This is a genomic window from Frankia sp. CpI1-P (genome assembly GCF_001421075.1).
Taxonomy (GTDB): Bacteria; Actinomycetota; Actinomycetes; order Frankiales; family Frankiaceae; genus Frankia; species Frankia torreyi.
The window spans coordinates 1-24,324 of sequence record NZ_LJJX01000051.1 but is presented as its reverse complement, the minus strand read 5'-3'; the positions used below and the strand labels follow the sequence as shown (position 1 = coordinate 24,324).

The 24,324-nt window shown below is 69.3% G+C and carries 14 protein-coding genes and 16 pseudogenes; 25 read left to right on the top strand and 5 right to left on the bottom strand.

Annotated elements, in window-relative coordinates; all coding sequences use genetic code 11:
• Positions 1–629 precede the first annotated feature (629 nt).
• The 10 genes and pseudogenes from FF86_RS25000 to FF86_RS57365 form a co-directional block, all read left to right on the top strand.
• The gene (locus tag FF86_RS25000; protein WP_044887712.1) at positions 630–1,436 is read left to right on the top strand and encodes an SDR family oxidoreductase; all 807 of its coding nucleotides are present in this window, start codon (positions 630–632) and stop codon (positions 1,434–1,436) included.
• Between the two features lie 27 nt (positions 1,437–1,463).
• Positions 1,464–1,796: pseudogene (locus tag FF86_RS57385) on the top strand (helix-turn-helix domain-containing protein); the annotation flags it as partial.
• A gap of 1 nt (position 1,797) precedes the next feature.
• Positions 1,798–1,870: pseudogene (locus tag FF86_RS57380) on the top strand (hypothetical protein); the annotation flags it as partial.
• Between the two features lies 1 nt (position 1,871).
• Positions 1,872–2,357: pseudogene (locus tag FF86_RS57375) on the top strand (transcriptional regulator); the annotation flags it as partial.
• A gap of 116 nt (positions 2,358–2,473) precedes the next feature.
• Complete coding sequence (locus FF86_RS24990) at positions 2,474–2,764, top strand: nucleotidyltransferase family protein (RefSeq protein WP_242419539.1); 291 nt, start codon at positions 2,474–2,476, stop codon at positions 2,762–2,764.
• Entirely contained in the window at positions 2,754–3,125 is a 372-nt protein-coding gene (locus FF86_RS24985; protein ID WP_044887714.1) for a DUF86 domain-containing protein, read from the top strand. Before FF86_RS24990 ends, FF86_RS24985 begins: the two co-directional genes overlap by 11 nt.
• A 202-nt stretch (positions 3,126–3,327) precedes the next feature.
• Positions 3,328–3,510: pseudogene (locus tag FF86_RS36415) on the top strand (hypothetical protein); the annotation flags it as partial.
• Between the two features lie 3,241 nt (positions 3,511–6,751).
• Positions 6,752–7,039, top strand: coding sequence for a DUF1330 domain-containing protein (locus FF86_RS24970; RefSeq protein WP_044887718.1), 288 nt, complete (start codon positions 6,752–6,754; stop codon positions 7,037–7,039).
• A 142-nt stretch (positions 7,040–7,181) separates the two neighbouring features.
• A pseudogene (locus FF86_RS57370) lies at positions 7,182–7,444 on the top strand (nuclear transport factor 2 family protein); the annotation flags it as partial.
• 1 nt (position 7,445) lies between these two features.
• Positions 7,446–7,660, top strand: a pseudogene (locus tag FF86_RS57365) (nuclear transport factor 2 family protein); the annotation flags it as partial.
• Positions 7,661–7,722: 62 nt separating this feature from the next.
• Here FF86_RS57365 and FF86_RS34345 read toward each other — a convergent pair.
• The gene (locus FF86_RS34345; protein WP_157866983.1) at positions 7,723–7,878 is read right to left on the bottom strand and encodes a hypothetical protein; all 156 of its coding nucleotides are present in this window, start codon (positions 7,876–7,878) and stop codon (positions 7,723–7,725) included.
• 333 nt (positions 7,879–8,211) lie between these two features.
• A complete protein-coding gene (locus FF86_RS24960) occupies positions 8,212–9,366 on the bottom strand; it encodes a hypothetical protein (protein ID WP_044887719.1) in 1,155 nt (384 codons plus the stop codon).
• A 224-nt stretch (positions 9,367–9,590) separates the two neighbouring features.
• On the opposite strand from FF86_RS24960, the pseudogene FF86_RS33680 reads away from it, so the two are divergent.
• The 14 genes and pseudogenes from FF86_RS33680 to FF86_RS68235 all read left to right on the top strand — a co-directional run.
• Positions 9,591–9,821 (top strand): annotated as a pseudogene (locus FF86_RS33680) (hypothetical protein); the annotation flags it as partial.
• 121 nt (positions 9,822–9,942) lie between these two features.
• On the top strand, positions 9,943–11,484 hold a 1,542-nt coding region (locus FF86_RS24950; RefSeq protein WP_206779023.1), incomplete at its 5' end, for a dynamin family protein.
• Positions 11,481–11,736: pseudogene (locus tag FF86_RS68255) on the top strand (hypothetical protein); the annotation flags it as partial. The gene FF86_RS24950 and the pseudogene FF86_RS68255, both read left to right, overlap by 4 nt.
• 1 nt (position 11,737) lies before the next feature.
• Positions 11,738–11,863: pseudogene (locus FF86_RS68250) on the top strand (hypothetical protein); the annotation flags it as partial.
• 1 nt (position 11,864) lies between these two features.
• Positions 11,865–12,050: nucleotide exchange factor GrpE (locus FF86_RS57360; protein ID WP_242419529.1), on the top strand; the 186-nt coding region annotated here is incomplete at its 5' end.
• 98 nt (positions 12,051–12,148) lie between these two features.
• Positions 12,149–13,031 (top strand): annotated as a pseudogene (locus tag FF86_RS68245) (dynamin family protein); the annotation flags it as partial.
• A 989-nt stretch (positions 13,032–14,020) separates the two neighbouring features.
• Positions 14,021–14,175: pseudogene (locus FF86_RS57355) on the top strand (IS607 family transposase); the annotation flags it as partial.
• A 1-nt stretch (position 14,176) separates the two neighbouring features.
• Positions 14,177–14,316, top strand: a pseudogene (locus FF86_RS57350) (recombinase family protein); the annotation flags it as partial.
• Position 14,317: 1 nt separating this feature from the next.
• Positions 14,318–14,596: recombinase family protein (locus FF86_RS57345; protein WP_242419527.1), on the top strand; the 279-nt coding region annotated here is incomplete at its 5' end.
• A complete protein-coding gene (tnpB, locus tag FF86_RS24930; protein WP_044887724.1) occupies positions 14,593–15,945 on the top strand; it encodes an IS607 family element RNA-guided endonuclease TnpB in 1,353 nt (450 codons plus the stop codon). The genes FF86_RS57345 and tnpB, both read left to right, overlap by 4 nt.
• Positions 15,946–16,218: 273 nt before the next feature.
• Positions 16,219–17,469, top strand: a 1,251-nt coding sequence (locus FF86_RS24925; protein WP_242419525.1) for an Hsp70 family protein, incomplete at its 5' end; no start/stop codon positions are given.
• A gap of 482 nt (positions 17,470–17,951) precedes the next feature.
• Positions 17,952–19,413, top strand: a pseudogene (locus tag FF86_RS35015) (DUF4157 domain-containing protein); the annotation flags it as partial.
• Between the two features lie 692 nt (positions 19,414–20,105).
• A pseudogene (locus tag FF86_RS68240) lies at positions 20,106–20,537 on the top strand (AAA family ATPase); the annotation flags it as partial.
• A 1-nt stretch (position 20,538) separates the two neighbouring features.
• Positions 20,539–20,929 (top strand): annotated as a pseudogene (locus FF86_RS68235) (hypothetical protein); the annotation flags it as partial.
• 37 nt (positions 20,930–20,966) lie between these two features.
• Here FF86_RS68235 and FF86_RS36400 read toward each other — a convergent pair.
• The coding region (locus FF86_RS36400) for a hypothetical protein (protein WP_206779022.1) at positions 20,967–21,407 on the bottom strand (441 nt) is incomplete at its 3' end.
• 1,443 nt (positions 21,408–22,850) lie between these two features.
• On the opposite strand from FF86_RS36400, the gene FF86_RS68230 reads away from it, so the two are divergent.
• Positions 22,851–23,051, top strand: a complete 201-nt coding sequence (locus FF86_RS68230) for a helix-turn-helix transcriptional regulator (protein ID WP_396230073.1) — start codon at positions 22,851–22,853, stop codon at positions 23,049–23,051.
• 172 nt (positions 23,052–23,223) lie between these two features.
• Here FF86_RS68230 and FF86_RS24910 read toward each other — a convergent pair.
• A pseudogene (locus FF86_RS24910) lies at positions 23,224–24,070 on the bottom strand (IS256 family transposase); the annotation flags it as partial.
• Position 24,071: 1 nt separating this feature from the next.
• The coding region (locus tag FF86_RS57340) for a transposase (protein ID WP_242419523.1) at positions 24,072–24,324 on the bottom strand (253 nt) is incomplete at both ends.

Here is a 24,324-nt window from a genome sequence, read left to right as displayed (position 1 = left end):
GGTGGCCGGACCTGGCCAGCTCACGCGTACCCCGACTCGCCGAGCTGCGTGCTGGCGGGCCACCGCCAATCAAGATCATGTGGAGATGTCGACGTGACGACCTCTGCCGTGATGACCCTGGCCTGGGAGAGTACCTGGTTGGTCCGACCCGACACGCCCATCACCGCCTTCGCCAGGCNCATCCACGGCATCGGCAACGACGACGTCACCGACTTATCCGAACCAGGTGGATGATCCCGAAGAGCACCACCCCCTGGGTGCGAGGTCCTTATGGGGTGCTCGGATCGAACTGCCCGCTCTCGTTGGCGAATGCGACTATTCGAGCAAGCCGCTTGCCGACCCGATTGTGCGTAGGTCGATGTATAAGGCGAGACCGCCGTCCGCCGCCGCCCCGCAGTCGGCTCCGATCACTGAGGTGAGTCAGCGCACCAGGCAAGGGGGGCTCTCACAGTACCTGTATCACCAGGGTCTCCCAGACGTCCAAAACGCCTGTCAACCTGGTTGAGTCGAAAGCGCCGACAACACTCCATGGACACGCCCTGCAGCTTTACCCCCATCAGTTCAATTCAGCTGCCCCGAATGCGCGACCGTGTCGGCACATTCTTCCACGACAGATGGGACGGAGACCAATGGCGGACAACCAATTCACCGCTCACCCGGAACTTTTCGATCTGAGTGGGAAGTACGCCCTTGTCACTGGCGGCACCAGGGGCATTGGGATGATGATAGCGCGCGGCTTTCTCCAGGCGGGCGCCCGCGTCGTCATCAGCTCACGCAAGGCAGACACGTGCGCGGAGGCACAGCATCTACTGTCCGAATTCGGTGACGTTCAAGCAATCTCCGCCGACCTGTCCAGGCACGACGAGTGTCAGCGCCTCGCCGATCTTGTCAAAGTCGACTCGGAACGCCTGGACATCCTTGTCAACAACGCGGGAGCGATGTGGCGCGAGCCGCTGGCGACGTTCCCGGACGAGGCCTGGGACGCAGTGATCGACCTCAACCTCAAGTCGCCGTTCTGGCTGGTGCAGGCGCTGCTCCCCGCGCTTCGCAGGGCGGGCACCGCCGATGATCCCGCGCGGATCATCAACATCGGCAGTATCGCCGCCATCCACGTCGCCCAGTCGCCCAACTACTCGTACGCCAGCAGCAAAGCGGCACTCCATCAACTCACCAGAGTGCTTGCCAGAGAGCTGGGCCCACAGCACGTCACGGTGAACGCGGTAGCACCGGGAGTGTTCCCGTCGCAGATGATGGCGTCCACGCTCGATGCCATCGGCGACACGATCGCGGCGGCGGCCCCTTTGCGCCGGCTCGGCCGCGACGACGACATGGCGGGTATCGCCGTGTTTCTCGCTAGCCGGGCTGGGTCCTACCTCACGGGCACCATCATCCCCGTAGACGGCGGCATCGCGACGACCGCATCGGGTACCCCTTAAACTGCGGGACGGGCTTACGGCGAGGGGATGGCCACGATGGATCTGCGCACCGAGATCCGGGAGTTTCTCAGCTCGCGTCGCGCCCACATCGCACCCGAGCAGGCGGGCCTGCCCGCCTACGGCAGTAACCGTCGGGTCAAAGGTCTGCGCCGCGAGGAGGTAGCGCTACTGGCGGGGGTATCGGTCGACTACTACGTGCGCATGGAGCGCGGCAGCCTCGCCGGTGCCTCCGATGGCGTGCTCGACGCGTTGGCCTCTGCCTTGCAACTCGACGAGGCCGAGCGCGACCACCTGTTCCACCTCGCGCGCCAATCCAGGGCGCCCAGCGGCCCACGCCGGCGTAGGCATGCCGTGACGGTGNGCTCGACGCTGCAGCAGGTGCTCGACGCGATCTCCGATGCGCCGGCCTGGATCGGTAACGGCCGTTATGACGTNCTCGCCATGAATCAACTCGCTCGCGCGCTGTATTCACCGGTGCTGGCCGACCCGCGACGGCCCGCGAACACAGCGCGGTTCGTCTATCTAAGCCCCGAGGCGGCCAGAGATTTCTTTGTCGACTACGACCAAATTGCCGGTGACGTGGCCGCGAAGCTACGCATGGAAGCCGGTCGCAATCCGCACGACGAGGAGCTGATCGCCCTGGTCGGCGAACTGTCAACGTGCAGTGAGCTATTTCGGCAGCGGTGGGCATCTCAGGACGTGCGGCTGCACCGGTCCGGCCGCAAGCGTGTGCGCCATCCGATCGTGGGCCAGCTCGACTTGGACGTCGAGTCCCTGGAACTGCCCGCCGAACCCGGCCTGCACCTCAACGTCTACACCGCACCCGCGGGCACACCGACCGCTGACAATTTAGCGCTCCTGGCGTCGTGGGCGGCCACCCAACAGACGCTGGCGACCGAGCTTGAAGCACACAACGGATAGTCCAACCCCTTCAGCCGTACTGGTCAGCGGACCATGACGTGGGGCAACAATCTGCCGGAAGGTAAACACGGGAGTGAGACAAAAATCAGTGTGGACACGCGCATGAACCGTTGAAGATGGCGCTGTGGCGGCGCGATGACGCCCGACGCCGTGTCGATGACGGGCTGATCCATCACAGCGATGCCGGGCCAAGACAACTCGAACGCGATTGCGGAACCGAATCCTCGGACGTCGACCTGCTGTACGTGCTGGCGCCTGACTCGACGCTTGGCTTCGAGATCGTTGATCTCCGAGACGAGCTCGAAATGATCGTCAGTCGCCGCGTCGACCTGGTGCCCAAGTCCCGGCTGAAGTGGGTTATCCGCGATCGGGTGCTCGCGGAGGCTCGGGTCCTCTATGCGGCGTGATGAGCTGTACCTCGTCGACATGATCGAAGCCGCGGCCGCCGCGACGACGTTCGTCCGGGACGTCGACGAGACCGCGTTCGCAGCGAGCGACCTGATCCAGAGCGCCGTTCTGCAGAAGCTCCTGGTGATCGGTGAGGCGGCGGGGCGAGTCTCGCCCGAGATCCGCGCGCGCTGGCCGGGCGTGCCGGGGCGGTCCGTCACGGACTTTCGTAACATCGCCGTGCATACATACTTCGAGGTCGACTGGTCCATTGTGTGGCGCATCGCCACGACCGCGCTGCGCGAACTTCAGGAGCAACTGACCATGCTCCTCAAGGCGGAGTTCCCGCTCGTCGCCAGCCAACTCGACCAGCCGCACTGACCACGATCACGGTCACCTGGCGGCCCGGAAGTGCCCGGACCGCCAGGCGTTCGGAACGCTTGCTCTCCTCCGTGGACAATGTTCTGATCGGCACGATCACCGAGCATCGTCCCCGTTCGGGGCCCGCGTAGGCCTTGCTGGGCGACGACGCACGCATAGTCCGCCGGTGTCTACCGCGGTGCTCCCCTCGCCCGTGGCGCCNCTGAAGGCACTGATTGCCCGCCAGCGTCCCCCATCCCCATCGCGACCCAGCGAAGACGGCGTGTTTGACCTCCGCTGGGCGCGCGACGGCCGAGCACTTCGGAAGTACGGCACGGGAGTCCCCAACCGCGCTGACCCACACATCATCTGGCTGCGGATCGGCACCTATGGCATCTACCGCTGAACGTATCCGCAACTGCNGCGAGACCCGGATTTGGCCACCATCGGTTTGGAGTTGGCCTCGCGAGATGACCGCGAGAGGCCGTATGCCCCCGAGGCCTAACACCTCGGGGGGCGCGTGGCACGGGTCTACGTCGCTGCGCAAGGCTGACTCCTGCACGAACCGAACCGATCTCTGCCACCCCCAAGGAGGCACCCTTGACCNACACGAACACCTACGTGCATGTCGACGCTGACACCCGCGAGGTCCGCATCGTCCGCGGTGAGGCCGACAAGGTAGGCGCCATCATCGGCCACCTCGACGCGATCTACCTCACGCCGGGCAGCTACGCCGCCGATCAGGCGGCTGGCTTCCCCGCTCTCGGCGAGGCCACCGACAACCTACTCTCGACCCTTGAAGTCCGCCACGTCAGCGACTGGAGCCCTGTCGGCCAGGGCCTGTACGCCGTGGTCGTTGAGACCGTGCCGGTGCCGACGGCCGGCTGACCCGCCCGAGACNACGAGCGCCCCGGCCTGGATACCAGGTCGGGGACGTCCGCTCGCCCGGAACCCGCGGCCAGTCTGGCCCGATTGGCGCTCGGATGGTCCTATGGCCGATGTCCGGCCTTGCCGGTGCGCCCAGGACGGGGAACGATGCATCCCGAAAAGCCAGACCGACCGGATGGCCCGCTGCCATGCTGCACTCACACCCTCCAGGCGCGAAATCATTGCAGCGCCGACGGCCTGCGATCCAGCGAATCGAGGCAGCGCATCCGCGAATGTCGAATCGCGTGCCGATCAGAAGCGCCACGACCGAGAGGTCGACCGCCGGGGTTACGAGGGACGCGACGTAGGTTGGCATCCCGAGACGGATACCGAGCGTCGCCGCGTTCCCGAACGCGAACAGGAACGTCAGCCCGACCAGATATTCTCGGCCGCGGCCCTCGCGGCGGCCNGATCAGCATCAGCAAAGACCGAGGTGCAGACGTCACCGGTGAAGTGGACGGAGGCGTGGCCAAGGAGCTCGGAGACAATCTTGAGGTCGCAGGTGACGCGGTAGGGGATCGACGGCGGGACGGTCGGAGCCCGGAGGCTTCGGCCTGACTGTGCCCACGCATGGTCCGCCGCACAGAGCGGATGGCCTCTGATCTGGGTAAACAGTGCCGATACCGAGNATCTCGGCCTCTGTGACGTCAGCCCCGACGAGTCCCAGGCGGCGCTGGAAGNCGCCCGCCAGAAGGCTGATGGCTGATGGCTGAACAAGATGTCTCCCCGCTGCTCGATACGTGCCTACTCGTGCCCAGCAGGGCCTGCGACGTGCCGCTCGGTTCGTGCGCGTTGAGGAATAGCGGGCGCTGATTCCATACCAGACCNGAGCATCCCATCACCTAGATGGACATAAGGTCTCGAACGCCCATCGCCGAGCCGCTTGCTCTCCTACTCTTTGGCCGACGGGTCCTGACAGGAGGAGTCACCTTGCTGCTTCCCCCTCAACCGGCTGGCGGAACGCTCACGCACCGCTCNCACACCGGGGCGACCAACATCGGCAAGGCCGACATCAGCGNAGACGTCTACTGCGAAGTGAGTGGCCTCTATTATGCCATTCATCTGAGCAAGCAGGCGGTTGTCTGGATCGGCGGCATGGACAAGCTCTTCGATCAGTTCCTGAAAGCGGCCATGGAGGGGCTCGAGGAGCTCGCGCCGCTCTTCGAGGCGGTTAAGGCGTATATTGATGTCGAGGTGGAGTCGATCAAGGCGGTTTCGGACCAGGTGTCGGACGGAAGGGTCAAACTGGAGGGGTGGATTCCCGATCCTGCCGTGATGCCGGTGCCGGACGAGGGCTACGTCCCGCCGGGAGGATGGAACCCTCCGGACCCCGTGAACGGCCTGCGGTGGTGGACCGTGAACTCCATCAACCTCTACAAGAACCGTTGGACTTTCACTGCCACCAATTCGAATCCGGACGAGTCCGTGTCGTCGGTCTACTTCTCCACGGGGTATGACGGGAACTCCATGCACACCAACCCGGAGGATTTCAGGGGCACCTATGGATGGTCCTGCCTCAAGGACTACAAGCAGTTTGACAGTGGGCTGGATACCTGCACCTTCGTCCCCCGCACCGGGATGTGGTGGCTGTTCAACGACACCTACTGTGTGCGAACGGACGGTAACGGAACCTCGGTNACCTGGTCGCCGTCGAAATTGACGGATACCTGGAGGGGGCTCAGCCGGATCGACAGCGGAGAGTTCGGCGAGGAAGAGAAAGAGCAGTGGGCCAACGGCATCTCCTGTGCCACGNCCTTCGGCGACTCCTACCTGTTCATCGCGGGAAACCGGGTCGTCCTGCTCGATGCGAGCAGCGGAGATATGCTGCCCATGGGGCCCTGGGCCAGTCCTCTGGGTGTGACTGACATATGGCCGGCTCTCGCGGACCTGCCAGATGCCGGCATCATGGACGGCCAAGGGCCGAAAGCCGTGTACTGGGACGTCAGCGGCGACGTGACGATGGTGTTCTTGGTCTTCCATAGCACACTCTTCACCAATCGCTCCGACTACAGTGACCCGAGTGGTTTCATGTACAGCTACATAGCGTGCCCATCCGACACGGCGAGCTCGTACTACAGCTGGAACGCCATGTTTGACTACCTGAACGGCCCATGGCCGTACCCCAGGTGCGATTGACCGGCGTCGCCCCGGGGTGACGCCACCTCCGGCCGGCGCGGCGCGCAGGACGCCGGCTGTCGATCCATACTCGCCGACTGGCTCTCCGGAGTCACGCTGACGTCGGCGTCAAGCGGCTTCAGCCCGACGACGATCTCACGATCGTGGTCACTCGGCGGACCGGATCCTCCGGACCCGCCAGGCGTGCGGAACGTGTGTTCGACTCTCTGGATGATGTTGCCGGCTGAGCGATCACCGGGCATCGCCCCTGGTCGGAAGTCGCGTGGAGACCGGGCGGATGGTGATCTCGGGACCCTGAACTAAGATCAAACGGTTCTTATTGTGGTGCGTTAGGTCCACCACGACAGCCTTACTCGAACCTTGGCCCGCCAGGGCAGTGCTCGGTGAGGCAGCCGAATTAGCAAGATCAGCAGAAGCGGCGTCGCCCTTCAGGGCGGTGCCGCTTTCTCCTGCCGGGGCATCGGGCGTTCCCCGGTGCGTCAGCGCATCATCGACGGCCTCACCCAGGCTCCAGGGCCTGTCCTTGGCCCGATCGTCCTGGGGCTGAGACCCGTCTGTGCGCCGTCCTCGGGCACGATGGTGTCATGACTGCCTATTGGATCAGTATCTACAAGGAGATCGTCGATGAGAGCAAGGTCGCGGCGTACGCCGAGCTGGCCGGCCCGGCGCTGCGTGCGGCCGGCGGCACCTTCGTAGCCCGGGGTCTTCCCGAGCAGACGTACGAGGCCGGGGAGAAGACCCGCACCGTGCTTATCGAGTTCGATTCGGTCGAGGCTGCCCGGACCGCACACGACAGCCCCGCCTACCAGAAGGCCCTGGCCGTCCTCGACGGCGGCGCCGTTCGTGACATGCGCATCGTGCCGGGCGTGTGACGAGTCGGGACGCTCTGGTCCGATGGCCGGCGCAGCCGGGAGACGAAGACCGGCACCGTGGCCGCCGCCCGGGCCGGGGGCTGCTCCGGACACAGGTCGTCGATGAGCTGCTCGACCGAAACCACCCGGCGGTGCGACGCTGATGATGGTCAGCGCTGCTCAGACGTTTCGACAGTGCGAGGTGACCATGGAAAGTCTTGAGGACCGTCTTCAACGGCTCGAGGACCGCGATGCGATCCATCAATTATTCGTCGATTACGGCCGGCATCTTGATCAGGGCAACTGGGAGCGGTTGGCGGCCCTGTTCGCCGAGGACGGTGAGGTCCTCCTGGGACCGATGGGGCGGGCCAAGGGACCCGAGGCCATCCAGGAACTCATGGCCCGGACCCTCACGGCCGGGCTCGGNACCTCGTTCCACATCATTTCCAGCCCCGACGTGATCCTCGCCGGTGATACCGCGACGGCGGAGGTCATGTGGACGGTGGTGGAACGGCGCCCCGACGGCGGACTGGGGATATCTCTACTCGGGCGGCACCTGGACCGACTGTCCCGGACGCCCGAGGGCTGGCGCATCCAGCGTCGGAAGGGCGATCTCCACCTGGTCGCGAAGCCACCGGCAGCNGGGGCCGCCCCATCCTCGTCGAGCGGGCCATGAGCGGGCCGAAATCCCGCCCGCGGTAAGATCAGATCGCCGCGCCGGCGTCGCGGAGCAGCTCCAGCGCGGCGTCGAGCGCGCCAGCGATCGCCGGGTCGGCAACCTCGCCCGAGATCCGGGTGAGCCGGTCGACGTCGATGCGCACCCCGGCCAGTCCGCTGGAGAGGCCCTGCGTGTGTGTCACCGCTTGCCGAGACGGCTGGGTCCGCAGACGGGTAGGAAGAGTAACCATCCAGTCCGGGGTGGACCTTGNGGGCAGCCGCACGCAGAGTAACCTCCGTCCGCCCCCAGTGATCAAGCGGGAAGGCCCTCCGGGTACCCGGTCGGTACCCGGAGCGGTTCCACTTCTGGGCGATTTCGACCGATTTCCGGCGATCATTTCTCGCTTGAGAACCATTGTGAGACAGCGGTTTCAGCTATTTTCGATCTTCGTCCGCGGGGCAGGGTGCCACTTACCAGCAGGAGGCGGCAGTCAGGGGCCGGGCCAGCGTGGCTCGGTGTGGGCCCGGCCGGCGGATCAGCTGTCCGGCGGCGTCATCGGCGCCGACGGGACGTCGAAGTAGCCGATGATGTCGGCCCCGCGGATAGCCAGGTCGCGGTCGGTGAATCCGTCGAGCCGTTCGGCGTCGCGGGCCAGCACCGTCGCCCCGCCCTTGTCGACCAGCATCACGGAGATCCGGGTCGTGATCCCGGGATAGCCGGGGTAGCCCACGACGCCGCGCGGCCCGCGAAAGCAGAGCTGGTCGGAGACCGTGAGCACGTCCCCGGGGTAGTAGCGGCCGTTGCCCGGGTTGTGCCGGGGCGTCGAGTCGGTCGTGCCGGGATCGGCCCAGCCGGCGCCGACGAGTTCCTTGCCGGCCGGCACCGGTGCCGACAGCCGGCCGCCTACCTCCAACGACGGGTTCCAGGAGGCGTAGTAGGTGTAGGAGGCATCGGAGACCCGCACGCCGTACTGGTCGGAGCCCCGCTGGTCGACAACGGTCGCTGTCGTCTTGAGTGGCAGGTTGTAGCAGCCGTGTGGGCCAGCCGCGGTGGGCGGGGCCGGCGTGGCGGTCGGGGCGGTGCCGCCGCCGAACAGCAGCGCGCCCAGGCCGATGCCGGCGCCGAGACCCACCCCGAGCAGGCCGATCGCCGCGCCGATCAGCGTCCGGGTCGGTCGCGCCGGCCGCCCCTCTCCGGGCCGCCTCTCTCCGGGCTGCCCCTTGTCGGGCTGCCTCTCGCCAGGTCGCCTCTCTCCGGGCTGCCTCTCGCCAGGCCACGCCGGGTCGGGCTCGGCCGGATCGGCGGGTGACGGGTCCGCGACGACCGTCGCCGGCGTCTCGTCCGGGCTCCGGCCGGTCTCGCGTTCGGGTGCGGTTCCCGTTTCGGCTCCGGCCGGCCCGGCTGCGGGCTCCGGTCCCAGCCCGGCCGTGCGCTGTAGCCGGTGCCAGGCGGCCAACCAGGCCGTGCGTCGGGCCGGGTCGAAGGCCTCGACGATGCGGGTCACCGAGTGTTCGGTGAGCCGACGGCGCCGGTTGCGCAGGTCGTTGATGGTGGTCTTGGACAGGCCGGTCCGTGACTCGACCGACCGGTCGTTGGACCGCCCCCACAGGCCGGTGATCGCTTCGTGCAGATCCTGGTAGCTGGAGACCCCGTCCGGGTCCTCCGGCGATGTTTCCCCCGTGTGCGACATCGCTTCCGTTCCTCGGTGGGCTGCGGACTTCCCCCAGCGTCGTCCGTCCGCTCAGTGACGTCGGCGATTCCTCCCGTTCCGGCTGTCCTGGAAGGACAGGACGGGACAACCGGTACTCATCATGCCGATGAACTGCGGCTCCGGGAACCGCTGTCCTGGTTACGGTCTTGCCCGGCCCGGCTGACCNGGGGGTGGTCGGGCCACACGACATCAAGGGCGCGGANGGCGGCCACATGAGCGATCTGGACGACGTCGAGTTCGACGACGGGGTGACGGTCACCGACCCCGACCAGGACGCGCTGGGCTATGTGTACGAGACACACGACGACTACCTGCACGGCGAGGACCCGGCCGAGCTCGAGCCGGACCACGACGACGACGCCCACAACGACGACGCCCACAACGACGACGCGTGCGACGACCACTTTGACGGCCTGGGCGATGAAGACTTCTGACGGTGACGCCAGCAGCCCGGGCGNCGGCCGATTCTTCGCAGACAACGCGGACCGGCTGGCCGGGCTGGACGACGCTGAGCNGGTGGCCCGCTGCCTGCGCCAGGCTCAGGAGCGGCTGGANCAGCCGATGCGGGTCGCTGTCGCAGGCCAGCTCAAACGCGGGAAGTCGACCCTGGTCAACGCGCTGCTCGGAGAGACGGTCGCGGCGACCGGCCAGCTCGAGCTGACCTTCAACGTGAATGAGCTGGTCTACTCGGACGAGCCGGCGGCCGTCGTTCGGTACCAGGACGGCCGCTCGGTCGAGGTCGACCCGGCCGACCTGCACCGGTGGACGGTGCGTGACCCGGAGCGGCTGGCCGATCTGAGGGCGATCCGGTCGGTCGAACTCGGGCTCCCGCACCGGCTGCTGCGGACCTTCCGCCTGGTCGACACGCCCGGCCTGGGCAGTGTCGACGGGGTCGACGCTGCGAACACCCACGACGCGCTGGGCACGTACGGAGACCCCGAGGCGCAGCGGCGGGCCGAGACGCTGGCCACGATCGGCCGGACCGAGGCCGGCATGCACGCCGACAGCGCGGCCGAGGTGAACCGGGCGGACGCCGTGCTTTTCCTGTTCGCGCGCAGCCCGCACGAACGGGACCTGCGGGTCGTCACCGAGTTCGTCGGGTCCGGTTCGGCGGCGACGGTCACTGCGCTCAAGGCGTTCGGCGTGCTGTCGCGGTGCGACGAGTACTGGCCACCGCAGCCGGACCTGCCGGGTGACCACAACCCGATGACCTACGACCCGATGGCGGCGGCCAGCCAGATCGCCGCCCGGCTGGGCCAGCGCTCGGCGCTGGCCCGGTTGTTCTTTGCGATCGTGCCGGTGGCCGGGCTGGTGGCCGAGGGGGCGCAGACCCTGCCGGCCGCATCGTTCGACGTGCTGGCCGACCTGGCCGCCGCTGACCCGAAAAGGCTGGCCCTGCGGCTCGGCGACACCGCGTTCTTCGCCACCCGCGAATCCCTGCCCGGCATCCGGGTGCCGGTGGAGCAGCGGCGGGACCTGATCCTGCGGCTCGGTGCCTGGGGGATCCACCGGGCCTGCGGCTACCTGCGGGACGGGCTGGGCGAGGCCGAGGTGCGGCAACGGCTGTTGGCCGACAGCGGCGTCGAGCGGCTGCGTTCCCTGATCGTCGACCATTTCGGTAACCGGGCAACCTTGATCAAGATGGACGGCGGCCTGCGGGACCTGGAGAACGCGATCGTGCGGCTGCGCCGCGAGGCGCGCCAGGCTGGGCGCCCGGTGCCGGCTGCGGTCGATGCCCTGGCCGGGCGAGTGGAGAACCTGCGATCCAACGACCACAGTTTCGCCGAGCTCTCGGTCCTGTCCGCGCTCTACGCCCAGGAACTGGATCTTTCGTCGGTCGAGCGCGACGAGCTGCTGCGGGTCACCGGCGAGTACGGGCAGGAGCCGACCGCCCGGCTGGGTCTGGACCCGGCCGCGTCTGCGGCCGACCAACTCGCTGCGGCCACGGCCCGGATCCGGTGGTGGGCGGGCCGCAGCGCCGATCCGTTGCTGGACCGGGAGACGGTCCGGGCGGCGCGGACCGTCCTGCGCAGCTACGAACGGCTGGCCCACGGCGCAGCCCGGCCGAGGTCCGATGGTGAGGTGGTGGTCGGGTGAGTACCCGTCGAGTGCTGTCACCGTGGCACGAGCTGCGGGACCTGCGGAGCCGGGCCGACGGGTTGGTGGCCGACCTGACTGCGGCCCGGGCCGAGTCGAAAGCCGGTGCCGCCGCCTACGCGGAGCTGGCCGCCGACCGCGACCGTCTGGCCGCCGACCGCGACCGCTTGGCCGCCGACCGCGACCGCCTGGCAGACCTGCTGGCCGCGATCGACGACGCCGGGCCGCCGGTCGTCGTCCACGACCTGATTGNCGTGGCCGACAACCTGGTCGACCTGACCGATGACGAGGCGATCGCCGACCCCGCGGCCGCGGCCGCGTTCGCCCGCTGGATCACCCAGCGGGTCGGCACCATGATCAGCCACTGCGAGGTGACCTGNGTCGCCGACGAGGGACCGTTTGATCCGGCCCGGCACGAGGCCGTCGCGTCCCGGCCGGCGCCGGATGCCGGACACCAGGGCCGCATCGCCGAGACCGTTCGACCCGGCTACCTGTGGCGCGACCAGATCGTCCGCCCCCAGCAGGTGGTCGTCTACGCCGCGCCTGAGGGGAACGAGCCCGCGTGACCGACAGCGATTTCGACCAGCTCCGGGACCGGGTGCTGGCCTTCTTCCCGGAACTGCTGGACGTGGTCGGCGGTGACCTGTCCGCGGCGGCCAGGGAGATGCTCACCGCTGGGCGGGACCGGCTGGCCGCCGGGCGTTACCGGGTCGTCGTCTGCGGCGAGTTCCGGCGGGGGAAGTCCAGCCTGCTCAATGCTCTGCTGGAGCGACCGCGACTGTTCCCGGTCGACGTCGACGTGACGACCTGTGCCGTGATGACCCTGGCCTGGGGGGAGCGGGAGTCCGCCGTCGCCTGGCTACGGGACGCGACCAAGCCGGACCGGCCTTCGCGGCGGGTTGACCTGACCTTGGCCGAGGTGCGGGAGTTCGTCACCGAGCAGGCGAACCCGGGCAACCAGCGGCAGGTCGAGCTGGTCGAGATCACGGCTCCGATCCCGTCCCTGGAGACCGGGCTGGTGCTGGTCGACACGCCCGGCATAGGCAGCATGAACGCCGAGCACACCGCCGCCACCTACGCGTTCCTCCCCAACGCCGACGCCATCCTGTTCGTGACCTCGGCCATGGCGCCGCTGTCCAGCCGGGAGCTCGACTTTCTGTCTGACGCACTGGAGCGGTCGCCGGTGGTCGTCGTTGCCGTGACCATGATCGACAAAGTGGTGTCGGCCACGGCGATCGTCGACGAGGCGCGTAGGCGGGTCGCGGGCCGGACCGGGCTCGACGCGGACGAGCTGCTGGTGGTCGCGCTGTCGTCGGCCCGCCGGCAGCAGGCCACCGCCGAGCCGGACGAGGAGCTGACGGCCGAGCTGGTCGCCGAGTCCGGCTTCCCCGAGCTGGAAGCCGAGCTCTGGGGCGGTCTGGCGGCGGGCTGTGGGGCGGCCCAGCTCGGCTGGGCCCTGGACGCCCTCGACAGCGCGCTGGCGCTGGGTGCGGCTCCGGTCGCCAACGAGCTGGCCGCGCTGGCTGCCGGTGGTGAGCCCAAGAAGANCGAGGCAGAGCTGGTCGCGGCGACCGAGCAGGCCCGGCGACTCCAGTCGGACACCGCCGGCTGGCGGGAGGAGCTCGCCCACGCGTTGCGCACCGAGTCCCGGCCGGTGCGCCGCCGGCTCGACGAGGACTTCGAGGCGATCCGGACCCAGATCCACGATGCGGTCAAGGCCGACGCCGACCCGGACGCGCTGGTCGGCAGCGTCAGCGCGACGATGGTCGACGCGGTGAACGCGGCCAACGGCGACCTGATGCGGCTGGCTGAGTATGTCTGCGCCGATTTCGCCACGCGGACGGCGCTGACCCTGACCGCGCCGGCGGCGTCCGGCAGCGGGTTCACGGCCCGGGTGTCGGCCCCGCACCTGACCGTGTCGGCCGGTTCGACCGGGCTGCGGAAGGCGTCGCGGGCCGTCCAGGCCGGGCGGATGTTCTACACCGGCGGCGCGGTGGGCGGAGCGCTTGTCGGCACGGCCGTGATGCCGGGCATCGGCACCGTCATCGGAGGAGCCCTCGGCGCGCTGTTCGGCCTGATCTCCGGTTCGGTCGCCGGCTACCGGGAGACCGTGCAGGCCGACGATGAGCGGGCGGCGCAGGAGCGGCGTTCCCAGCTCCGGTCTCACCTCGACCAGACCGTCCGGACCAACCGCGAGCGGGCCCTGCGCACGTTCGACGAGGCCCTGACCGACATCACCCATGTGGTCCGCCAGGAGCTCAACCAGCAGGTCACGCTCGCCCGGGAGTCGCTGAACCAGTCGGTCGGGCGGCTACGCGAGAACAAGAAGCGGTCCGAACGCGACCTGGTCCGGCGACAGGCCGAACTCGAGCAACGCCAAGCCGGCTACGAGACGCTCCGGGCCCGGCTGGACGGCCTGCGCGCGGNGGCCGGACACCTGCGCCGACCGTCGCGNCCGGCGCCAACGGACGACAAGAACACGGCGCACGACGGGGGTGCCAACTGCTGCGGTTTGAGTGCGCAGTATGATGCATGAGTGAACTTGAAGCAGTGGGCTGAGCGTGAGGGCGTGCACCACGTCACCGCGTACCGCTGGTTCCGGGAAGGCAAGCTGCCGGTACCGGCCCGCCGAGTGGGCCGGCTGATCCTTGTAGAGCCTGATGCCGCCGAACGGCCGGCCGGGCTGGCCGCNGTGTACGCCCGGGTGTCGTCCGCTGACCAGAAACCGGACCTGGACCGGCAGGTCGCCCGGGTCACCGCTTGGGCTACAGGGCGGGGTCTTCCTGTCGACCGGGTGGTCACCGAGGTGGGTTCGGCGCTGAACGGCCACCGNAGGAAGTTCCTCGCCCTGCTGCGTGACCCGGGCGTGTCCACGATCGTCGTGGAGCATCGCGACCGGTTCGCCCGGTTCGGTGCCGAGTATGTTGAGGCCGCGCTTGCGGCGAACGGCCGCGAGCTGCTGGTGGTCGACCCGGCCGAGGTCGATGACGATCTGGTCCGGGACATGACCGAGATCCTTACCTCGATGTGCGCCCGGCTGTACGGCCGTCGTGCCGCCGCGAACCGGGCCCAGCGTGCGGTCGCTGAGGCGACGAGAGACGGCCCGGCGTGAAGGCGTTGCAGGCGTACCGGTTCGCTCTTGACCCGAACCAGGTCCAGCTCGCCGGCCTGCGCCGGCACGCCGGGGCGGCTCGGTTTGCCTACAACTGGGGTCTGGCCCGGGTGAAGGCCGCGCTGTCGCAGCGCACCGCCGAGCAGTCCTACGGCCTGACCGGCGATCTGCTCACCCCGGTCCCGTGGACGCTGCCCGCGCTGCGCCTCGCCTGGAACGCGGCGAAGAACGACGTCGCCCCGTGGTGGGGCGAGTGCTCGAAGGAGGCGTTCTCCGCCGGCCTCGACCAACTTGCCCGTGGGCTGAAGAACGTCACCGACTCCCGGAAAGGGAAACGGAAGGGCCGACAGGTCGGCTTCCCCCGGTTCAAAAAGCGCGGGAAGGGCCGCGACTCGTTCCGTTACACGACCGGCGCCTACGGCCCAGCCAGCGAGACGTCCGTGAAGCTGCCCCGGATCGGCCGGGTCAACGTCTACGAGCCGATGGCCGCGCTCGCGTCCCGGCTGGCCGACGGGCGGGCGCGGCTGCTCGGCGCGACCGTGTCCCGCACGGCCGCCCGCTGGTTCGTCTCGTTCACCGTTGAGGTCGAACGCGAGATCCCCGCCCGGCCGTCCTGGCGGCAGCGCACGGGCGGCCCGGTCGGGGTCGACCTGGGAGTGAAGACCCTCGCCGTCCTGTCGACCGGACAGAGCGTGGCCAACCCGAAGCACTACCAGCGGGCCGAACGGAAACTGCGCCGGGCGTCGCGGGCCTACGCCCGGTCGAAGCCCAGCTCCGCCGGCCGCCGCCAGCGCGCCGCCGCGCTCGCCCACGTCCAGAACCGGATCGCCGACCAGCGCCGCGATGGCCTGCACAAGCTCACGACCCGGCTCGCCCGGTCCCACGACGTGATCGTGATCGAGGATCTCCACGTGGCCGGGATGGTCCGCAACCGCCGGCTCGCGAAGGCCGTCGCGACCGCCGGGTTCGCCGAGATCCGCCGTCAGCTCGCTTACAAGACCGGCTGGTACGGCTCGACCCTCGTCGTCGCGGACCGCTGGTACCCGTCGTCGAAGACCTGTTCCGGCTGTGGCTGGCGAAACCCAAGCCTGACGCTGTCGGACCGCATGTTCCACTGCCAGTCCTGCCGGCTGGTCCTCGACCGCGACACCAACGCCGCGATCAACCTCAAACACCTCGTCGCCGCCAGTGCGGTGGAGACGAAAAACGCCCGCGGAGCCGACCGTAAGACCGCGTTCGCGCGGCAGGTGGCTGTGAAACGGGAACCCGGCACGGCTGCGGCCGGTCAGACCGGGAGCGCCACCACATCGACGGTGGCTGCGAGACGAAGGCTCACTCATGCTTCATGACTCGCAACGGGATGAGCTGTGGCACTGGTGTACGGGATCGACTTCGGGATGTCGACTTCGGCGATCATGGTTGGTCGGCCGGGCGGCGATGTGGTGACCATCCAGGACCCGGCCGACCGCAGCCGCGTCTCCATGCCGACGGCGGTCTTCCTTGGCCCGGACGGCACGATAGCGGTCGGCGAGCGGGCCCGGCGGATGCGCCACACCCGTATCGAGGCCTACCGGGACGGGTTCAAGGGCGACATCGCGGACCNCACGCCGAAGCGGCTCGGNGACCAGGAGCTGACCAACGTCGAGCTGGTCAGCGAGGTGCTGCGGCATCTGCGTCACCTGGCCGCGGAGAAGGTACCGGGCAAGGTGAAGCGGGTCTGCATCACCGTGCCGGTGTCGTGGGAGCACCAGCGGCGGCGGCTGATGTTGGACGCGGCGGGCGCGGCCGGCTTCGACCCCGCCGTCCTGCGACTGGTTCCCGAGCCGGTGGCCGGGGCCGAGCACGCCTTCGGTACCGACGACTTCAGCGGGCCGGGAAGGATCCTCGTCTACGACTTCGGCGGTGGGACGTTCGACTGCGCGGTCGTCGAGCAGCAGGCGGACGGCACCCGGGAGGCGCTGGGGACCAAGGGCCTCGACGTCGGCGGGAGCGACATCGACCGTGACCTGCTCGCCCACCTCGCCGTCACCTACCCGCCGATCAAGGAGCTCCTCGCGTCGGACGCGTTGGATGTCCTACGGCAACGGCTCGACCTGCGGGACCGGGCCGAACGGCTGAAGCGGGAGCTGTCCACCCGGAAGTCGGTCACGGAACTGGTCGGGCAGACAAAGCCGCCGACCATGGTTGAGCTGACGCGCTACCGCGTGGACGAAATCGCCGGCCGGTACGTCCGGGAGACGATCGACACCTGCGAGGGCCTGCTGGCCGACCTGGGTCTGGGCTGGCGCGACGTCGACGCGGTAGCGCCGGTCGGCGGCAGTTCGATGAGCCCGCTGGTCGGGCGGGAACTGGCCCGACGGTCCGGGCGCCGGGTGCTCAAGGTCGACGAGCCCGACCTGGCGGTGGTGCGGGGCGCGACGTTGACCGCCCGTCGGATGATCGCTCCCAAGCCTGTGATCACGTCCAAGCCGGGCGCGGCCAGCGCCGACGCGGCCCCGTCGGCGACCACTGGTCCGGCGGTCAAGCCGACGCCGCCGGAGCCGTTCCGGGCCGGAACCCACGAGCGGCCGAAGATCTCCACCCCGCCGGTGTCCCGGCCGAAACCCCCCTCCCCGTCGGTACCCAGTTCCCCGTCGGTACCCGGTTCCCCGTCGGTACCCGGTTCCCCGTCGGTACCCGGTTCCCCGTCAGGTTCGTCGTCCTTCGACCGCCTCAAGACCGTCCTCGGCTTTGTCGTGGGTGCTGTGCTCGCCGTGGTGGCGCTGACCATCCTCGGCGGTCTGATCGGCGTCACGCCGCCCGGCGCGCTGTACGTCATCGCGGCAATCGGAGTCGGGACCTTCTTCGGCGAGAACTTCGGCCGACGCGGCTGACGGTGAGCTTCATGCCCGCTACGTGAAGACGAGAGCGGGCCGATCGCCCGTATCGCGTCGCCTGCTTCCACCGGCGTCCCCCCACCCTGCCGGCGCGTCTCGAACCGGGGCAAAAACGACTTCGCCAGCTCCCACAGATCACTCGGGACCAGCCGCCCGGCGAGGCTGCTCGCCAACACATCCATGATCGAATCTATATCCGGAGGTCCACGCAAGACACGCTCTTACCCCAGGATTGGTGTGTCGACCCGTGGCGCGGCGGCGCTGTTCGCGATGCAGAACGCCCTGCTCTGAATGGGAACCACCCGAGAGTCGACCCGGCTATGTCGTCGACCCGACTGCGGCGTCGGTGAGAAATGGCCGGCGCTGGATTTGCGGCGGGAGTACGGTTGCCGCATTCCGCCGCGTGGACTGTGGTCTGTCACCCGGGTTTGACCGGTGGCCGGGCACCGCGATGACGCCATCGGTAGGGGAGGCCCCTGATGACTCGTGAGCGGGCACCATCGGTGCCGCGGACCGCGACCGCTGGGCGGCCTCGTCCAGCCCTGGCGCGTGTCCACGCGCGGCGCTCCTTCACCCTCGGCCAGGCCGCGGCCACCGACCTGGCCGTGGCGACACCGTCGTCCGGCAACGCGTTGGACGAGGCAACCCGACGTCGAATGGAAGCGGGCTTCGCTACGGATCTCAGCGGCGTGCGGGTGCACACTGACGCCGCGGCCGCGCGAACGGCGAGCGCGCTCGGCGCGGCCGCCTTCACCCACGGCGAGCAGATTTCCTTCGCCGCCGGTCGCTACGTTCCGGGAACCGTGGCGGGCGACCACCTGATCGCGCACGAGCTCGCCCACGTCGTTCAGCAACGGCTCGGCGGGCCGGCGCCGGCGCTGGACGCCGCCGCGTCTCACGAGACGGCGGCGGATCTCCAGGCCGACCGGGTCAGCAAGGGCCAGGCGGCCAGCCATCCGGCCGACCGGGCCCAGGGAACAGCCCGTGGGGTCGCGCTCGCGCCCGGCGGCCCGAGCGGTCCGACTGGTGGCCTTCCGCCCCTCACTCCTGACGAGCTGATGGACACCATGCTCGCGCAGCGCGGATTCGGCACCAGCACGACGGGGCCGGTGTCGATCGATCCGAACCTGGTCGGCAAGCCGACGGGCTATGGCTATCGGACCTATGCGGCGATCCAGATTGTCGACGCCAGGGGAAACCAGGTCGCCGTCGGCCTTGGTGCCTACACGAGCAGGTCGACGCCGCACGGCGAGCAGGGCGCGATCGGGGCGCTCAGGGGCAGCGTCAAGCCCGGCGCCCAGACAGCGGGCGGGACCATGATGGTCGCCGTCGACCAGGTTCCCTGTCCTGAGTGCGACACAGCGCTGACGAAGGCGGCCCACGAGTTCGGGGTCGAACGCCTGGAAATCTACGTTCCCGCACGCGAGTCGATGACGGTGCCGGGCACCACGGCCAGCCCGAAGACATCCTCCACCAGCGCGTTCCAGGGCAATCGGCCGGCGACCTCCGCGCGGCTCGTGCGCGGTGTGACCCTGGGCCCGACCCCCGCGGCGGGCTCTCCCGCCGTCGGCGAACCGTCGGCCGCCCCCTCGGCGGCCGAGTCCGGCCCCGCGCCCGAGCCCAGTCCGGCAACGAAATCCGGTCCCGCGGCCAAGCCCGCGGCCAAGCCCGTGGCCGAGCCGGCGCCCGCCGCCGCTCCGAAGTCGGCGGCCCTCGAACCCACACCCACACCCACACCGAAACCGGCGGTGGCCCCGGAGCCCGCGCTCGCCCCCGAAGCCTCGCCCACGCCGACGCCCAAGAGAGGCGGCGGCGGCATCGGCGGCCTTGTCGGCGGCGTGCTGAGTATTGCGCTTCCCATCGTCGGGTGGGCACACGGCCGCGCCGTCGAAAAGCGGATCAAGGACCAGGCGGCCAAGGAGGGCTACGTGCCGTTCGACANCCCGAGCGGACACGGAATCCTCTACGACCTCGGAGCGTGGTTCCTCGACCCGGGCAATTCGGCCGACAAGGCGGTCGGCCTTGATGGCCGGTTCAACTTCGGTGTCTGGCGCAAGAAGATCCGCGACGTCGCTGCCGCAAAGAAGCCGGGCGAGACGCTGACGATGCGGTGGGACGTCGGCCGTTGTGAACGCGACATACTCGGCAACCAGAAGATTGATCAACGAGATGTCGTCTACCGCAAGCAGGCGGACGGCCGGTGGGAGGTCGAGTCGGGCAGTGCGGCCGGAACACCCGACCTCAACGACCTCGTCTCGACCGACGTCCCTGACAGCGTGATTCGGTCAATCATCATGGCGGACCCCTGTCTGGCCTGACCAGTCGGGCCGCCGTCCGGTCAACGGCCCGGCTCAGTGACCGGTATCGGCGCGGGGGGTGCTTCGGCCGAGGTGGGATGTGCCTGAAAATCGGTGGCCGGCGGCGCGTGGACGGATACGATCGATTCGTTGGCGGCCATGTCCACGGTCGAATTCCACGGGTGGACCGCGCGTGGCGCGGAATGCCCCGAGTATCTTTGTTTCCGGCGTCACCGCGCGCATTCTGAAGGGGGTGTTCGTTGAGTACTTCACCAATTTTTGGAACTATTTACCGAAGTGACCCTCGTCGTGCCGGAAAACAGGGGTTGTGACGGGATGAATCACCTCGTCGGCAGGGACCGTGAACTGGCGGTTCTGGCCGCCCTGCTTGCCGAGACACGAACAGGTCGGCTGGGTCTGGTCGTTATCGACGGCGATGCCGGCATCGGTAAGACCGCCCTGGCACGCCGGTTCGTCGCGGGCCTGAGCGAGGAGGTCACGCTGCTGGCGGGCGCTGACGAGGCCGAGAGATCGGTCCCCTTCGGCGTCATCGAGCAGTTCGTCGCCGGGATACCGCCCGAGCGCGTGCCGCCGTCTCTCGCGGGGCTCGCTGGCCTGTCCCGCGGCGCGGAGTCGTTCCAGGCTTCGGCCAGGGTCGGTGCCGCGCTTGCCGCCGCGCTCGCGGACGGTGGGGCCGCGCTCGCGAACGGTGGCGCTGCCGATCGGGTGTTGGTCCTTGTCGTTGATGACGTCGCGTGGGCCGACGTCNCGTCGCAGCGGGCGCTGGCTTTCGCGTTACGCCGCCTGCGGCGCGAGAAGGTCCTGTGTCTGTTGACAATGCGGAGTGGTCAGAACGCCGCGCTCGCCGACGGACTGCGTCGGGTGCTGGTGGACAGCGCTGTCTGGTTGCGTCTGTCCGGACTGCCCGCGGTGGATCTTGGTCACCTCTGTCGGGCTGTTCGGGCGGTTCCGCTGTCGGCGCGCGCGGCCGAGCGGCTGCAGGAGGCCACGGTCGGCAACCCGCTGCACGCCCGGGCGTTGCTCGAGGAGTTGCCAGAGGACGTGCTGCGCGCCGACGACGACGGACCGCTACCGGCGCCCCGATCATTCGGGCTGGTGGTGCTCGCGCGCCTTACCTCCTGCCCCGAGCCGACGCGGCGNCTCGTCGTCGCCGCTTCCGTGTTGGGACAGGTCTGNTCGTTGGCCGCGGCGCTCAGGCTCGCCGAGATCGACGACGTCAGCGGGGACGGCGCCGATGGCCTGGCCGCGCTCGAACCGGCGGTCGCCTCCGGGCTGCTCGCCGAACGCCACGGCCCGCTCGGCCGACGTATCGCCTTCGCGCACCCACTGATCCGAGCGGCTGTCTACCATGACCTCGGTCCCATCCGTCGCTGTGCCCTGCACCGCGGCGCCGCCGACATCGTTGACGATCCGCGTGACACGCTTCGGCACCGGGTGGCCGCGTCGCCGCTGACCGACGACGCTCTCGCTGGTGACCTGGTGGAGGCCGCTGGGCAGGAAGCCTCCCGAGGGCGGTGGGCGGCCGTCGGCGATCTGCTCCTTGATGCCGCTCGCCTCACGTCTCATCGCCCAACCCGAGAGAGACGCTTCGTCGACGCGCTTGACGCCACGCTCCACGCTGGAGACGCCGCGCGCGCGGTGGCCCAGCTCGAGGACACGGAACCGCTCGCCGACGGCGCCCGATACCACTATCTCCACGGGCGGCTCGCGCTGGTTCGCGGCGACTACGTCGCCGGTGAGGCGAGGCTCCTGCGGGCCTGGGCGGAACTGACCGCGCCTCGAGCCGGGTCCCGGCCCCAGGTCCGATCCCGCTCCTTACCCCAGGCCGAGTCCTCGGACGCCACCGACGTCCGGACCGCGACCGCACGCGACCCCGCCATGGCGAGCGCGGTCTGCGAGGCGTTACTGATCGTCGGTCTGAGCTACGGATCATTCCGGTCGGGCGCGTCGTGGGCCCGCCGGGCCTTGCTCGCTCGACAGTTGGCCGGCGGGTCCAGCGGCGGCCAGCCCAGCAGCCTTCCCTATCTGGCGTTGACCGCCTACCTGTGGTCGGGACGCCTCGCGGACGCGCGGGCCGTTGCCGAGTCCGTCGAACGCGACGCTGCGGCTGGCGAACATCAACGGGAGTTGGCGCTGCTGGTCCGGGGGGTGTACAAGGCGTCCACCGACGAGATGGCCCAGGCCCGGACGATTCTGCGGGCCGCGGCGGAGGCGCACAACGGTGATGACCCGGCGGCGCCGGTCGGACTGGTGGCACTGGCGCATCTGGCCCTGGTCGAGTTCTGCCTGGGTGACTGGGATGACGCGCTTGCGCACGCCGAGACCGCCGCGGCGGCGGCCGTCGAGACCGGCCAGGCGTGGCTGGCGTTGTGGTGCCTGCTCGCCATGATCCAACCGCTCGCGGCGCGCGACCCCGAGGCGGCCGGCGTGCATGTGGCTCGAGTCGAGCACCTGCGTGTCGCGCTGACCGGCGGCCGTGCCGAGGAGTTTGTGCGCATCGCGCGAGCCCGCGTCGCGCATGCCCTCGGCGCGCACACTCGTGTTGTCGACGAGCTGGAATGGTTCGTCGCGCATCCGGCGGACGACCCGGTCCAACCCGTCAGTCTTCCCTGGAGGGTGTTCTACGCCGAGTCGCTGGCCTGTGTCGGTCGCATCGACGAGGCCGAGAAGATACTCGCCCCCCTCGAGCGGTCGGTCTCCCAACGGGGCATGAGCCTGACCGGGTTCGCCGCGGCGCGGGCGCGGGTCGCGATCGAATGGGCGAGTGGGCGGGCCGGAGCCGCCATGGGGGCATACGAACGCGCGGTGGCGACGACTCTCAGCGTGCGCCTGCCGTTCGACCGGGCACTACTCGATCTCACCCATGGTCGTTTTCTGAGCCGGGCGCGTCGGCTCGGCGAGGCGGCACAGGTCCTCGCCTCCGCCCGGGACATTTTCGCCTCGCTGCGCGCCACGCCGTACCTGACCTCCTGCGAGACCGCGCTGGCCGCGTGCATGGACGCCATGCCTCGGGTCAGGTCACCAACCCCAACCCCAACCTCCNCACCAACGCCGGTCCTCATGCTGCCGGGCCGGGTGCGTGGTCTGACCCGGCGGGAGTCGGACGTGGCGCGCCTGGCCGGCGACGGGTTGTCGAACCAGAAGATCGCGGACGAACTGGTACTGAGCGTTCGCACGGTCGAATACCACCTGGGAAATGTCTACGCCAAGCTGGGCCTGCGTTCGCGCGCGCAACTGGCGGCTGTCCTGAATTCCCGGTAGCCAGCCGGTGTCTGTACCCGTGGTCCATAACCGCGTGAGCCGGTGGTATCACCGTGGCGACTGGTTCCCTGACGTACTAGCCTCCGTCCGACCGCGGTCTGCCTCCGGCGGAAGGAAGNCGTCATGCGGGTCGTTATCACGAGGAATTGTCAAGACCTGTGGATGGTGATCGTTAGGCGGCTTGGTTGACGGGTGTGGTGGTGGGTCGTTCGACGAGCTGGCCGGCTTCGAAGACGGCGCCGGCGCGGACGAGGGCGACGAGGTGGGGTGCGTTGACCGCCCACCAGCGGGCCTGGGCGGCCTCGATGAGCGTGAACGCCATGGCCAGCCCGGCGGCACGCGATCCCGGGCCTTTGGTGACCCGGGTGCGGTGGCGGACGGTCGCGAACGTCGACTCGATCGGGTTCGTGGTCCGTAGGTGCACCCAGTGTTCGGCGGGGTAGTCGTAGAACGCCAGCAGCACCTCCAGGTCGTCGGTGACCTTCGCGGTGGCTTTGGGGAACTTCGCTCCGTAGGCGGCGGCGAACGCCTTCGCCGCGGCGGTGGCGTGGGTCTTGTCCTCGGCGTTGTAGATGTCCGCGAGGTGCTTCTTCGCACCGGGATGCGCCGACTTCGGCAGCGCGGCCAGGACGTTCGCGGTCTTGTGGACCCAGCAGCGCTGCTCGGCGGTCTGGGGGAACACCTCACGCAGCGCGGCCCAGAACCCCAGCGCGCCGTCGCCGACCGCGAGCACGGGGGCGCCCATGCCGCGGCGCGCGCAGTCGCGCAGCAGGTCCGCCCACGACCCGGTCGACTCCCGGTAGCCATCCGCGAGGGCGACGAGTTCCTTGCGACCGTCGGCGCGGACCCCGATGACGACGAGCAGACACAGCTTCTCCTCATCCAGGCGGATGGTGACGTGGATCCCGTCGGCCCACAGGTAGACGTAGTCCACGCCGGCCAGGTCCCGGTTGGTGAACGCCTGGTAGTCGCCCTGCCAGGTCGTGGTCAGCCGGGTCACCGTCGAGGCGGACAGGCCGNCACCCGAGCCGAGGAACTGCTCCAACGCGGGCACGAAGTCACCGGAGGACAGGCCGTGCAGGTAGAGCAGCGGCAACACCTCGGCGATCTTCGGGGAGCGGCGGCACCACGGCGGCAGGATCGCCGAGGAGAACCTCTGTCGTTCCCCGGTGGCCGGATCGACCCGGCGGTCGTTGACCCGCGGTGCGGTGACCTCGACCGCGCCGGCGGCGGTCATCACCTGCCGCGGCTGCGCGTGACCGTTACGGACCAC

Bases quoted from the DNA above. Each gene is read 5' to 3' on its own strand.
- FF86_RS25000 (WP_044887712.1), top strand. From the start codon at position 630: ATGGCGGACAACCAATTCACCGCTCACCCGGAACTTTTCGATCTGAGT.
- FF86_RS24990 (WP_242419539.1), top strand. From the start codon at position 2,474: ATGGCGCTGTGGCGGCGCGATGACGCCCGACGCCGTGTCGATGACGGG.
- FF86_RS24985 (WP_044887714.1), top strand. From the start codon at position 2,754: ATGCGGCGTGATGAGCTGTACCTCGTCGACATGATCGAAGCCGCGGCC.
- FF86_RS24970 (WP_044887718.1), top strand. From the start codon at position 6,752: ATGACTGCCTATTGGATCAGTATCTACAAGGAGATCGTCGATGAGAGC.
- FF86_RS24960 (WP_044887719.1), bottom strand. From the start codon at position 9,366: ATGTCGCACACGGGGGAAACATCGCCGGAGGACCCGGACGGGGTCTCC.
- FF86_RS68230 (WP_396230073.1), top strand. From the start codon at position 22,851: ATGCTGCCGGGCCGGGTGCGTGGTCTGACCCGGCGGGAGTCGGACGTG.